Annotated in this window: 7 protein-coding genes; 1 reads left to right on the top strand and 6 read right to left on the bottom strand. The window is 34.2% G+C overall.

The genetic code is table 11. The features are described 5' to 3' along the window. Window positions 1–156 precede the first annotated feature (156 nt). From ACODSB_RS05665 to ACODSB_RS05650, 4 genes are all read right to left on the bottom strand, one after another. Entirely contained in the window at window positions 157–1,926 is a 1,770-nt protein-coding gene (locus tag ACODSB_RS05665; protein WP_256635222.1) for a RagB/SusD family nutrient uptake outer membrane protein, read from the bottom strand. Between the two features lie 6 nt (window positions 1,927–1,932). Further along, window positions 1,933–5,214: a SusC/RagA family TonB-linked outer membrane protein gene (locus ACODSB_RS05660; protein ID WP_488936312.1), complete on the bottom strand. Its 3,282-nt coding sequence runs from the start codon at window positions 5,212–5,214 to the stop codon at window positions 1,933–1,935. 73 nt (window positions 5,215–5,287) lie between these two features. Next, entirely contained in the window at window positions 5,288–6,217 is a 930-nt protein-coding gene (locus ACODSB_RS05655) for a FecR family protein (protein ID WP_488936311.1), read from the bottom strand. A gap of 83 nt (window positions 6,218–6,300) precedes the next feature. Continuing rightward, window positions 6,301–6,825: an RNA polymerase sigma-70 factor gene (locus ACODSB_RS05650; RefSeq protein WP_073489226.1), complete on the bottom strand. Its 525-nt coding sequence runs from the start codon at window positions 6,823–6,825 to the stop codon at window positions 6,301–6,303. Window positions 6,826–7,090: 265 nt separating this feature from the next. Between ACODSB_RS05650 and ACODSB_RS05645 the strand changes: the two genes are divergently transcribed. Continuing rightward, a complete protein-coding gene (locus ACODSB_RS05645) occupies window positions 7,091–8,149 on the top strand; it encodes a phosphatidylinositol-specific phospholipase C1-like protein (protein ID WP_488936310.1) in 1,059 nt (352 codons plus the stop codon). A 437-nt stretch (window positions 8,150–8,586) separates the two neighbouring features. Here the strand turns inward: ACODSB_RS05645 and ACODSB_RS05640 are convergent, their stop codons facing one another. Both ACODSB_RS05640 and ACODSB_RS05635 read right to left on the bottom strand, forming a co-directional pair. After that, window positions 8,587–10,512 carry a metallophosphoesterase gene (locus tag ACODSB_RS05640; RefSeq protein ID WP_488936309.1) on the bottom strand — a complete coding sequence of 642 codons (1,926 nt, stop codon included), beginning with the start codon at window positions 10,510–10,512 and terminating at the stop codon, window positions 8,587–8,589. A gap of 1,199 nt (window positions 10,513–11,711) precedes the next feature. Further along, window positions 11,712–14,573: an RICIN domain-containing protein gene (locus ACODSB_RS05635; protein WP_488936308.1), complete on the bottom strand. Its 2,862-nt coding sequence runs from the start codon at window positions 14,571–14,573 to the stop codon at window positions 11,712–11,714. Between the last annotated feature and the right edge of the window lie 159 nt (window positions 14,574–14,732).

Below are 14,732 nucleotides of genomic sequence, written 5' to 3'. Positions count from 1 at the left end.
CTACGGAAAATCTTTGTCAATTTAATATAACCTGTTGCAATAAAAACCTTTGTCCCTTTGCATCTCTGAACCTCTGTTCCTTAAAAAGAAAAAACCTGCTTCTTTCGAAGACAGGCTTTTTTCAAAAAAAAATAAAAAATAAACTAACACAAACTCTTAATTGTATCCTTGGTTTTGTTTAAACAGTTTTTGATCGATAACTGTTTGTGGAATTGGAAAATATCTTCTGAATGGCTGAGTAGCAGCTTTTGCAGTTCCGGCTAAATCAAATTTTCCAAAACGGATGCTCTCTGGTCTTCTTTGTAATTCCCAGTATAATTCGAAACCTAATTCTTTATATAATTGCGCTCCATCTAATGAAGTAAGCGCTTTTCCCGGAGCATTTGCAAATAATGATTCTCTTTTTCTGCTTGTACGCAATTTGTTCAAATCATCCATTGCTGGTCCTGTGCTTCCTTTTCTGTAAAGTGCTTCAGCTCTCATAGCGTACATTCCACCTAAACGGAATAAAGGAATATCAACATTACTGTTTCCGTTTCCTCCTTCCGGATCAAACTCATATTTAAATACACGAGCACCCTGATTGATTTCATTTTGAGCAAAAACAGATTTAGTAGGATCTGCAAACGTTAATGATGGTGTAAAATCCATTCTCGTAGTAGTACTTTTTTCCATAACTAATGGAGAAACTTTAATACGGTTACCAATCATTTGAAAAGATGCAGAAGTCAATAATACAGGACCATATTGAGGTCCGGCCTGAATACCTCTGTTAAAATGGAACCAAGGTTGTGCTGGGCTGCTTTTAGGAACAATATCTGTTGCAGGCACACTTACATCTGTACCATCATTCATAAACCATGTACCATCAGCATATTGATAATGCTGCTCAAATCTTGGATCGTCATGATTTCCATCCCAGCTTGCGTAGAATTCAGGAGTTGTACATGCTGCATTTGTTCCTCTGTTTAAAGCAGATGTTCTCTGGTTACGCTCCATACATACATAAGCAAAACTGTTAGATCCGTTACGGATATAATCTATCTTTTGAGAAATTGCAAAAATAAGCTCTTTACCATTATCGTTGTCTCTTGCAAAGTTTTTGAAAAAGTCGCTTTCTAAACTAAACTTCCCTGAATCAATCAATAATGAAGTGTAATAAATAACACGGTCCATATCTGTTCCTGTACCTGATACAGCTGGTTCATTAAAATTGAAATTTGATGAAGCATTGTAACGATCTTTAAATGTCGCACGATTTAAATACATTGTCGCTAAAAAAGCATAACCCGCTTGTTTTGTAAATCTTCCGTGGTACGTTCTTTGAGTTCCAATATCAGCCAAATCTGGTAATATCGCTTCAACATCTTTGATCAATTGGTCAATTTGAGTATCTGCTTTTAAAATTTGTATCGGTGCATCTACATTCAACGGATCTCTATATGGAGCTTGTCCGTAAAGATCTAATGTAGTATAGGTATAATATGCTAAAAGAGCTTTTGCTTCTGCTAAAAATAATTTCTTTTCAGGAAAAGTATTTTCTTCAGATGATTTAATTGCCGTTAAAGAACGTGTAATTCCGTTTGTCAATAAATCCCAGTTACCTACTATAATAGCATTACTTGAAGTCCAAGTAAATTCATGCATATCTCTCCATTTTCCACCATCTCCCCAGTCACTTCCGCGAGTTGGTAAAATAGCTTCATCTGTAGTATATTCCTGCATTGCAAAAACAGCTCCGTGATCTGTAAAAGTTCCGTCTCCAAGTCTGTCATATGCTGCAGCAAGCGAACCTGCAGGGTCTGTAGCATCTGTTCCTAATTTTTCATCTAATACAGCTTCATTAAGATCTGTACAGCTGTTTAATAGAAAAATAAAAGAGAATATCGTTATAATTTTTATGCTAAAAGATGTCTTTGTTTTCATGTTTTATTATAGTTTTAAAGTTGCTCCAAAACTGAAGGTTCTCGAAGTTGGGTAAGCAGCGTAATCAATACCTATAGATTGATTTCCTCCGTTTGATTTTGGACTGTTGATTAACGGATCATATCCTGTATAGTTTGTAATTGTGATCAGGTTATTTCCTGTTACATAAAGTGTTAATCCGTTGATCCAGTTTTGACCTTTTAAATCAAAATTGTAACCAATACGAGCTGCATTCAATCTAATAAAATCAGACTTTTCTAAGAAAAGTGTTGATAAAATTGGTGAGTTTGCAGGGTTTGCACCAGACTCATAATAACCTGTAGCAACGTTTCTGTCAGAAGCTAGGTTGTTAATATTTAATGCGTTCAATCCTGTATTATTCAATAAGTAACCACCTGTTTGTCCAATGATTGAGAATGAAAAACTAAAGTTTTTGTATCTCATGTCACTATTAAATCCGTAGTAAAAAGTTGGTAAAGCTCCTTCAATAATAATTCTGTCGCTGTTATCAATTTTACCGTCACCGTTTTGATCTTTAAAGATGTTTCCGCCTTTATCATCAAAACCAACATGTTGTAACAAATAAAATGAACCTGCTGCATAACCACTTTTGTAAATGTTAGCATTTACCCCAGATTGTCCAGGCCCTGAAATAGTTCCTGTTAAGATTTCTGAAACTGGTAAGTCCTCAATTTTATTGTTTAATGTTGCTCCGTTTGCATCAATATTCCAGCTAAGATCTTTAGTATCAACGATTTTTGAACCTAACATAATTTCAAAACCTTTGTTAACGATTTTCCCGTCAATATTTGTCCACACCGTTGTTGTTGGTTTCAAAGGGCTTGAAGGAACGTTTAAGATCGCATCTGTAGTTGTTTTGTTGAAATAATCAACAGTTCCGTACAATTTATCATTCCATAAACTGAAATCTAAACCTACATTGTATTGTGTAACAACTTCCCATTTCAAATCAGGATTTGCTGTTCTTGTTACAGAAACTCCGTTAACCAAATTCAAATCATCATATAAATAATATCCGTCTGGACCAGATAATGAATAACTTGCTTTAGTCAATTTGTTTTGAACTTCCTGGTTTCCTGTTTGTCCCCAGCTCGCTCTAAGTTTTAAGTTATTTATAGCGGTTGCATCTTCTAAGAAACTTTCTTTAGAAATATTCCATCCCAAAGCAAATGACGGGAAGTAACCGTATTTATTGTTATCACCAAAACGTGTAGAACCGTCAGCTCTCATCGAAGCTGTAAAAAGGTATTTGTCATTAAAAGAATAATTTAATCTGCCAAAATACGATTGTAATTCATTTTCCTGAGCATAACCTGTAGTTCCTGATTGAATTCCGGCAAATCCAGGATTAATTGATGGTTTTATACCAACTCCCTGAGCAGCAATTCCGTCAATACTGAAACTTGTTCCTGATCTTTCAAATTTTTGATAAGAGAAACCACCTAAAGCTTCTATTTTATGTTTGTCTAATGCAAGATTATAAGTTAAATAATGTTCAACTAAAGAGTTTTTAGAATCTAAATTATTTTGAACATATTTTCCTTTTGGATTTAAATCCGTCACGTTTGGATAAATAGTAGTATTTCTTTCAGCTGTAGAACGATCCAGACCAACATTTAATTTATATTCTAATCCGTCAATAATTCTTAAAGACGCTTCAAAATTTCCTAAAACTCGCAGCGTACGCGTTTGATCCTCATAAATACTCAATAAATAAGCAGGATTATAATGCGCATTCATGTTAAAGTTTGTGTAGTTTCCGTTTTCATCAAAAACTGATCTTGTTGGGTTTGCCATTAAAGTATGAACGATTAACTGTCCGTTAGAACCACCATCATCACTTGTAGGAACACCATCATCTTTAGTTTCACTTGCAGTAAGATTCATTTTTACTTTTAAACGTTTGTTATCTAAAAATGATTCTGCAGCATTGATTCTACCCGAAAGACGTTTGAAATTACTGTTACGAATAACACCTTCCTGATCCATTTGTGCAACAGATGCATAATAATTTCCTGATTCTGTTTGTTTTGCAAAAGACAACGCATTGTTTTTAGTAACTGCACTTCTGTAAATTACATCTTGCCAGTCTGTGTTTCCACCATGGTCAAATGCTTTATCTTTAATAGCACCTCTATATTGACTTGCACTTAAAACGTCTAATTTGTTAGCAACAGTCGAAACTCCCATATAAGAGTCAACAGTTAATGTTCCTTCTCCTTTTGAACCTTTTTTAGTTGTAACTAACACAACTCCGTTAGATCCTCTTGCACCGTAAATTGCTGCAGCCGAAGCATCTTTAAGAACCGTAATCGATTCGATATCACTTGTATTCAAAAAGTTTAATGGATTTTTTGCAGATGAGTTACCAAATCCAACATTACTTCCAGAAGGGCTCACATCATCATTAGTCAATGGCATTCCGTCAACAACAAATAAAGGTGTACTACCACTTCTGATAGATCCAACTCCACGAATCGTAACATTTACTCCTGCTCCTGGCTCACCACTTGTGTTTACCACACGTACACCTGCAACTTTTCCCTGAATTAAATTATCTACAGAAACGTTAACTCCTTGTTTGAAATTTGCAGCTTCTAATTGTGTAACTGCTCCGGTAACATCTTTTTTAGATTGTTTTCCGTAACCTACCACTAAAACTTCACTTAATTCTGAAGTGTTTGGTTCTAATTGAATAGTCATAAAACCTTTTTGAGCCGTAACTGTTTTAGTTTTATATCCTAAATAAGCAATTTCCAGCGTTTTTCCTTCTTCAACAGAAAGTTCAAATTCTCCATCAAAATTACTAACTGCTGCATTTTTAGTTGTAGCTTCTAAAATCGTTACACCGGGCATTGGCACTGCGTTCTCGTCAACAATTTTTCCTTTTACTTTTATTTTCTCAGCATCTACGGCTTTAGAAATTTTAGCAGAAGTTGTTTTCTGAATTAAAACTAATTTTCCGTTGATGTTATAATTGAAATTAGCTTTTTTTGAAAGATCACTCAAAATTGATGTAACCGATTCTTTACTATAATCTACAACATACGATGTGTTATCAGCAATTACAGCTTGTCCGTAACTGAACTTATAGTCAGTCTTCTGACTTAATTTTGAAAAAATAGAAACAAGTGTAGCTTTTTCTATTTTATTTTCTATTTTTGATTTTTTTAAGTTAGTTTTACTAAAACCACCCTGAATGGTTAGTAACGCTAGTACTAAAAAGATACAACTCTTTAGATTTAAATAAGAAGGTTTAAAATACATGATTTAAGTTATTGGTTTTTTTACGATACTTAATTATTAATGGCAGTTGTTCTCAGCAACTGCTTTTTTGTTTTTAATCCACTTTTACTATTTCGCCATAAACTTTGAATTTTAGGTTTGTGATATAATTTATTTGTTCTAAAACATTCTCTAATGCTGCGTCTTTTTTAATGAATACCGTTAACGGCGTTGCTAATACTTGTTCATTATCATATTGAAATAAAACTCCGTATTTATATTGTAAAATGGTGATAACGTGTTTAAGTGTAGTCTGATCCAGAGTAACATCTGTATTGTACCAATTGACCAAAAATGATTTATCAGCCAGTTGTTTGGTCAGTTTTTGCGATTCAAATAATGCTTCTTCATTTGGAACTAAATCAACGCTCTGCCCTTTTGAAGTAACATTTACTTTTCCTGTTACAACAATGACTTCGCATTTAGATTTTGACATTTGAATGTGAAATGAAGTTCCCACAACTCTAGTTTTAAGCTCGCCAGAAGTGATTATAAAAGGATGTTTCTTGTCTTTGGCAACTTCAAAAAAGGCATTTCCTTTTAATAAAACGACTTTTCTTTCGTCGCCTTCGAATTTTTCAGGATACTGAAATGATGAGTTTGCTGCCAGATAAATTTTCGAGCCGTCACTTAATTTGATAGATTTGGGATTCGATGACGTTTTAAATGATAATTGTTTTTCTTTTGCAAAATCAGGCTTAAAGAAAAAACCTAAACCAGCAAGAAAAAGAATACTGGCAGCCGCCATATATTTTAGGTACGGATTAAAATTGAATGCTTTTTTATGTACAATTCGAAGTTGAATTCCGTCGTATATATTTTTAGAAACTTCAACAGAATTTCCCATTGAAGATTCATCCCATTTAGAATTTTGATATTCGCTTAAAGCAAAATTATTCAGCAGATTTTCTTCTGCCTCTGAAGTTTTATTTCGAGAACTTTTATCTATAAGATATTCTAAACTATGTTTAATTCTTTTTATCATAATACTTATTGTTACCTATAAGTACCGAAAGTTTAAAATCGTACTATCCGGAAATATTATGAAACCATTAACAGAAAGTTATCTTAAAAATTTTGTTTAAAAAAGATAATTGGAGCTATCCAGGCCAGATCTTTCAAGCCTTCGCGTAATTGTTTTAATGCCGATGAAATTTGGTTTTTCACCGTTTGTTTTGAAATTCCAAGTTCTTCTGCAATTTGATCAATTGACATATCCTGAAATTTATACATTAATAAAACCTCTTTTCTTTTCTCCGGAAGCTGGTCTAATAAGGAATAAAGTAAATCCATTACTTCGGGATCAATTGACTGAAAGTTGTCAATAATGTAATCTTCAAATTTATCTTCCATAATCGTCTTATCGAAACGATTATTTTGATAATGTTTAAAGATCTGATTTTTTACCGCTCTGAATAAATAAGGTTCGATTGCATTAATGTTCAAATCGTCTTTTCGTTCCCATAAATCAATAAAAACATCCTGAACAATATTCTGCGCCAAGTCTTTATCCTGAGTCATCGTATAGGAAAAGGCATTGAGTTTCTGCCAGTAATCAGTATACGTTTTTTCAAAAATTTCAGGATTCTTCATTGGTTATTTTAATCACATTAAGTGATGTAAAATAAGGAAATGTTATACCAATAGTTTTTGCCTGAAAGTTATCTTTAAATTAAATTTTGAATTGTTTTGTTTTATTAATACTACGATTTTCGGGCAAAAATGATAATCGATTTGCGATTTCTTTTCGTTTAGCTAACACAAAAATTAAATTGCGGCGCTACATTAGTAATCTCTAAAATGTAATTCTCTTTTGCCGCGTCTCCATACTTTTTAATCCTAATTTCATCTAAAAATCATGAAACAAATTTTGTTTGCATTGCTTTTTGCCGGGACAGTACAATTGAGTCAAGCGCAAAATGAGAATTTAAAAATCAACCAAATACAAGTTATCGGTTCGCACAACAGTTACCGCCATAATATCGAACCTGACTTATTCAATTTTATTCAGGCAAAAGATACTACACGTTCACTAAAAGGTTTGCAATACACACACATTAGCCTTACAGACCAGTTGAATAAAGGTTTACGTCAATTAGAAATTGATGTTCAGGGCGATCCTCAAGGCGGAAAATTTGTACACCCAAAAGGTCTTGACATTGTAAAACCACAAGAAGCTTACGACCCAAATGGAGAAATGAAAAAACCGGGTTTTAAAGTTTTTCATATGATTGATATCGATTTTAGAACTTCTTGCTACACGCTTCAGGGCTGTCTTGCAGAACTAAAAAAATGGTCTGACGCAAATCCTGATCACGTTCCGGTTTTTATTACTTTAGAACCAAAAGACGATGATAGCTACTTGGGAACAAAAGCTGAGAAATTTACATCTGAACTTTTTGATGCTTTAGACAAAGAACTTCGTAAAGGTTTAGGAAATAAATTAATTACACCAGACATGGTTCGTGGAAAATACAAAACGCTTGAAGAAGCAGTTTTAAACAACAACTGGCCAACGCTAAAGAAAGCAAAAGGTAAATTCTTGTTTATTTTGGATAATAACGGAGCAAAAAGAGATTTATATGCTTTAAATCATCCGTCATTAAAAGGACGCGCGGTTTTCATCAACGCCGAGCCAGGAAAACCAGAAGCTGCAACAATATTCAGAAATAATCCTGAAGATGCTTCAATACCTGATTTAGTTAAAAAAGGCTACATAATAAGAACGAGAGCTGATGCTGATACAAAAGAAGCAAGAGCGAATGATTACACGCATTTCAACGCTGCGAAATCGTCAGGAGCACAAATCATCACTACAGATTATTACCTGCCGAGTACTTTCTTTAATTCTCCTTATCAAATTAAATATGATGATGGAACTTATGTGAGAGTTGATCCGGTTAATGGTGAAAAATAGTTTCAAGTTTTATTGTTTCAAGTTTCAGGTTCCTTTTGGGACTTGAAATTTGAAAAACATAAAGTATGTCATTTCGACTGAAAGGAGAAATCGCACTAGTGTATCGACAAAGATTGGCGATTTTCTTTGTAGATTAACGAGTGCGATTTCTCCTTTCAGTCGAAATGACAAAAATCTGTTTAAATCTGCGTCATCTGCGTGCCATTACTTTCAGCTTATGGCTGTGATTTTTTTAACGCAAAGAGCGCAAAGGTTTTTCGCAAAGTTTGCAAAGGGTTCTTTAAGTGTTTATTAATAAACGTAAAGTTCACAAAGCTTTATAAATAACAGCTTTGTGAACTTTGATTTTTATAAAAAATCTTCTTTAAAAAAACTCTGTGTTCTTTGCGAAAAACCTTTGCGCTCTTTGCGTTAAAAATATACATCTAACACTAAAATTACTTCAAGCTTTTAACTTCACCCGTTTCCAAATCAACTGTAAAATGATCTGCGGGAACTTCGTGCATGAATTTGTTAAAGATGACAAGAAATAACTTCATCTGTTTTTGCAAAGGTTTTGACGCTTCTTCTTTAGAATTCTCTAAATACAGCTTCGATAAAACCTTATAAGCTGCGACACGTTTTTCTCCAACATCTACAAGAGCTAATTCATCGGCGCTTCTAAAACGGTAAAAATCAATTAAAAGATCATTTCCTTTCCAGTTAAAATCTTCTTTTTTGAGGTTATTTTGAGCTAAAATTTGTTCCGATTTTGCTTCAGCCTCATTCCATTCTTTTTGAAATTGTGATTTGTTTTTCAGAATAGAATCAAAATCTTTATCCGATTGAATATTAGCTAAAACCAATAAATCATTGGCAGAAACATTCAGAATAAAATCCTTAAAAGCAGAAGGCCAGTCATCAGATAAAAATCTTAATCGAACCAATTCCTTCAAATGGAAATCGGTGAAATCGTGGTAATTTTTAGTTTTCAGAATATCGATATTCCAAATGTCCTTTGCGTTCTGACTTTGTAAAAACTGATATTCCATTTTATACAAATCAAAAAGTTCATCAAATCCTTTAACCTCATCAATTGTAATAGTTTGAATATCTACCAGATTATCTTTTTTAATCGTCAATAATTTATAAGCCGGAATATATGCGGCAAGCGACGGCGTTTGAATATTAACCAAAGTATTGCCTTTTGCAGTTGTACGCAATCCTGTATCGTTAATGTGCATGTGTCCGCCAAAATGAATCTTCAAACCTGCATCGGCAAAAACCTGCGCTACTTCTTCAACCGGAACTCGGTTTAACTGCCATTTATTCGGGCCTAATAATTCTTTAATTTCCGCGGAAGCGTCATCATTAAAATCAATCATTGGGAAATGACTGAAAGCAACTAAAGTTTTACCGCGAAGTTTGGCTTCCGCCGAAATATCCTGAACCCATTTTATAAGGTGTTTTTTATTTGAAAGTACATTATTATATCCTGTACTTGCCTCTGAATAACTTTTAGAATCTTTTGGATCGCCATCGGTTTTCTTCGGAATATAAACGTTTCCGTCAATTGCCATTAACCAAAGGCCGTCAATTGGTTCAACAACATAACTTACGTCCGGAACTTCAAATCCAGGCGCAACATTGTAAACTCTTTTGCTTAATTGAGAAGCTTCAACGGCTTTTTTGTAATTGTAGTTTTGGGAATTATAACTGGCAAAAGGAGTCGACCAGAATTTGTATTTTTTATTCGGATAAAATCCGAAGTTTTGCAGATCATTAGTTATGCCTAAATAACCCATTTTAGCAATATCGGCTGTTATGACAACTGGCTGTTCGATATTCATGTTTGGCTTATACATGCCGTCTTTGCTAAAAATGGGTTGGCTTTTTCCTTCCTTTCCTAAAAAATCTTCTTTTCCCGATTCCTGAGCAAATGGTCCAACCGGATCATGATTTCCGGTCGTTATAAAAAATTCAATACCATATTTTTTTTGGTACTGATCTAAAATTTTCTTCAATCCGCGCACGTGTATCGGCTGTCCGTCATCGGTGTAATCGCCCGGAAGTGCAACATATTTTATTTTTCTTTTTGCAATATCTTCAAGAGCGGCGATGAAGGCAAAATAATTTTCATTGAAAATTCTCGTCGAATGTAACTGCGAGGCCATCGTTCTTATTAACGCATATTTTCCGGTTTTGGTATTCAAAACACCTTTAAATTCATTATCAGAGAAGCTTCCAAACAAATCCTGAAGATGAACATCAGATAAAAATGCAACCTGAACGCCGTCTAAATTCTTTTGGTTTTGGGCTGAAATGGTATTATTGAAGAATATTATAAAGAGTATAATTATTGGCGAAGTAAATTTTAAATTCATAGGTTTTAAGCTTTTGCAAAATGGGGAATTTATTAAAAGTAATAAGCAGCAATTTTATCGATTTAATGATGAAATGAGTTTATGTTATTGTTATCGAATGATAATGTTTTTATTGAGGTTGTTTTTTTAACGCAAAGTTCGCAAAGGTTTTTCGCAAAGTTCACGAAGATTTTTTAAGTAAGTTTTTAATAAAAACTAAGATCACAAAGCTTTGCGAACTTTATGATAGCTGCGTTCAAAATATTATAAAATCTTAGCGTGCTTTGCGGAATTTTCGATTGGTTAAAATTTCAGTTGTCCCTATGGGACAATTTATGGAACGAGTCGTTTATTTTTTTACCGACGATTTACCTCTAACGAGGTAATTTTTACAAAATTTTAAAAACTCCGTTAGGAGTTTATGGTCGGTAGAAAAAAGAATATGACGTAAGCAAAATTGTCCTGTAGGGACAACTCTCTTAGCAATTACCGCATAAAAATCAAACGAATAATTTATTATAAAAAAATGTATAGTCCCTACGGGACAATTATATTGTGGTCAAATTTTTTTTTACCGTTATTTAACTCCTAACGGAGTTTTCTAAATTGTAATAAGTTTACCTCGTTAAAGGTTAAATATCGGTAGAACAGAAATTATCGCCCCTCGAAAAATGTCCCGCAGGGACACCCCCTAGCAATTACCGCATAAAAATCAAACTAATAATTATTATAAAAAATGTATAGTCCCTACAGGACAATTATATTGTGATCACATTTTTTTTTCTACCGATATTTAACTCCTAACGGAGTTTTCTAAATTGCAGTAAGTTTACCTCGTTAGAGGTTAAATATCGGTAGAACATAGATTATCGCCCCCCGAAAATGTCCCGTAGGGACTACACATAAAATTATCTAACTCTAAATAAATATTGACAACAAAAAAAGGCTGTCATTTCTATTTTTTTTTAACGCAAAGCCACAAAGGTTTTTCGCAAAGTTCGCGAAGTTTTTCAAAGTAAGTTTTAAATAAACTAAAGTTCACGAAGCTTTGCGAACTTGTGTTAGCTTCCTCAGAATGTTTATAAAATTCTTAGCGAACTTTGCGTAAATATTTGCGTGCTTTGCAGTAATTTTAATCATAAAAAAAGGCTGTCATTACTGACAGCCTTTACATTAAAACCTAAAATTTAATGTATATAAAACCATTATGGCGAAATGGATTATTTCTTTATAAAACGTTTTATTGTTTTTTGTCCATCTTTTTCAAAAACAACAAAATAAATTCCTTGTCTTAAATGCGAAACATTCAAACTATTATCATTGCTTTTTTGTGATGAAACTACAGAACCTTGAGAATCTATTACTTTAACATTTTCTCCCGAAACATCTTTTGTAAAGAAAAGTGTTTCTGAAACCGGATTTGGATAAACATTAAATACAACCTCTTCAACTTTTTCATCTATATCTTTTGATGCAGTCGGTGCTCCTGCTCCAACTTTCGTTATTCTGATCCAGTTGATGTTCATTCCCGTATTTTGAATGTAGATTCCGAAATTATATGTTCCGGCATTTACGTTTACGGTTTGTGTAACTGTCTGCCAGTTTTGCCAGCCTCCTGTATTTGGAATATCAACATTTCCTAAAAGAATAGTACCTCCGTTTAAATCAGATGATAATCTGCCGCCAGTAACGGCACTTGCTACTCTGTATTCAATTAAATAAGAACCCGTTGTTGGGAAATTAATATTGTTATACGCAAGCCAGTCTCCTGTTTCGGTATAACCTACGTTTGAACCTCCGCCAGTATCAGTTGTAGCTTCAACCTGAATGCCGCTCATTGCTGAGTAATCTTCGGCCTGAATTAAACTAGAAGTCTGAGAAGTTGTTGTTGCAATTAATTTCCATTGCCCGCAAGTTTGGTTGTTGTTGTCCCATTGCTGAACATTAGCACCATTTGCAGTACTTGCTCCGGCAACCTCAACGATTCTTCCGCTGTGTCTGGCTACAATTTTATAAAAGCCGTCACCTGTAGAAACTAACACAAATTGTTGGTTTGTAGTTCCGTTGTACGGATATTGCTCTACACTCACTCCATTTGCTGTATTAAAACCATTTACGTCTAATGATTGTCCGCTGTGATTTGCAATAATTTTGTATAAACCGTCACCTAAATGTGTAAACGTAAATTTTTGATTGTTTCCAGTATTTGCAGTTCCTTGTTTGATACCTGCTCCGTTTGTTAAACTAGCATTCCAAACATCCATATTTAGGTTGCTGTTTCTGTTTTGAAGAAAGAAAGTTTGATTCCCTAAAGTTGTAACTCCGTTTGCCAGAATTCGAATCGAACTTACTTTATCATTCCAGGTTGTGTTTAAACACGAATTATCAGAATTAATTACAGTTGAAGCTCCGGTAAAATTATCATCTTGGTACAAAATCGCCTGAAATCCCTGTGTAATTCTAAGTGAAGAAATATCATCATTTAAAACTCCTAAAGAATTTAAACGTGCCAAATTATAATCACCAATCGTTAATCCGCCTGAGAAACCTGTGTAGTTACAATCTTTATAAACGGTAATTACATCTGTAGATGGACTAATATTTCCTCCCGGTGGAATTGTTCCTGTAACCGAATAACTTCCGATAGAACCGTAAGCCGAATATCCACCACTTCCGGCATTTCCTGCTCCGTTTCCATCAACGCCGACAAAATATTTACCAGCCGGAAGATTTACATTCATTGAAGCATTTAAAGCAAACGGATCAGAATTCCAATACGTTCCCATTTCTGTTCCGGCAGAATTGTATAATCTTAGTAAAAGATGCAGATTTCCGTCTCTTGAAACAGTGTTTGCATTTATAGAAACATTTCCGCCGCCAGTTGTAAATGTGAAGAAATCATAATCAGCTGCACTTGAAATAATTCCATTTTTTTGATTGATTGCTCCACTTGCATTATAATCTAAAGTGGCTGCAGAAGCGGTATTATCTCCATAATCGTCTCCCCGATATCCAACTCCAAATTTAGAACCTGCAATTGTCGCTACATCATCTTGTAAATTATTAGCAAAATTATATTCACCTTTACTCCATTGTACAACTGGTCTGTAATATCCAGCACCCATAATTGGAGCCCACGAAGTTCCGTCTAAACCTACGAAATAATCTTCGGCAGGATTGGTACGTCCGTCGTGACCCAAATCAAAAGTATGTCCAATTTCGTGAGAAGAAGCATCACCACCCGATTTTCCGGAAGTAATAAATACCCAGCAAGGTACATCATTATCCCAGTTAAAAGAACCAATGTAAGCCACACCTCCCGCGCCCGGAGCTGCCGTATTTGTTGGCGTTACTACAACACGCATTCTTCTGTTTCTTGGGTAAGAATTAAAAACAGCTTCGCTTGTGGTTACGTTTAAATTAAAAGGTCTGTAATCTTCTGAAACTACTTCCCAATGCTGCTGAACTGCTGCATCGCTCATTCCTGAAGCTGCAGCGTTTATAGCATTACCATTGTTCCAAAGATTTCCTGCAGGCATATAATAACCATCAAAATCTAATAAAACGCAGCCTGCTGCACCCGGTAAACTTTGAAGGTTTAGCAATGCCGGAGCAATTTCTGCCGCCGCTGTTGTTTTATTTGCTGCTTTTGATGGAAGATTTTTATAATCAATACAAACCAAAGTATTAATATCTACTTTAGAAACAAAAGCATTTCCTTGTGCATCAGAGTAATATTTGTAGGCTTCTCTGGTTTTCTTTAAAATAATATGACCTTCAAGAGATTGATCTTTAACTTTAATATAAAAAGAAGATTCTGCAATATTTTTAATTTCTCCAATTAAAAATTCACTTGATGCGTCTGATTCTTTATAGTTTATTTTTCCGTTAAAGCTTTTAGAATCCGCTGCCTGAAGCAGAATTGTTTTTTCAGGACCTTTTGCAGTTGTTGAAGAAACTAATCCATTTTTTATTTTATTCAAGAATGTTTTGCTCGAACCTAAAGAAGTCTGCGCCGTGGCAAAATATCCAAAGGAAATTATCAAGAGTAAACTTAACCGAAATCTGTAATTATTTTTCATATAATTGGGGTTAAAGGGGGGTTACAATTTAAATGGAGCGTTTTTTTTAACACATAGAGACATAGTTCATTATGGATAAAGACGTTTCACTCGCATAAACAATCATAGTGTTTTGCGTTTAGCTATGTGTAAAAACTAGTTTTTTGAATTTCCTTTATT

The organism is Flavobacterium sp. FG68 (assembly GCF_057808895.1).
This window is presented reverse-complemented; position numbering and strand designations above follow the sequence as displayed.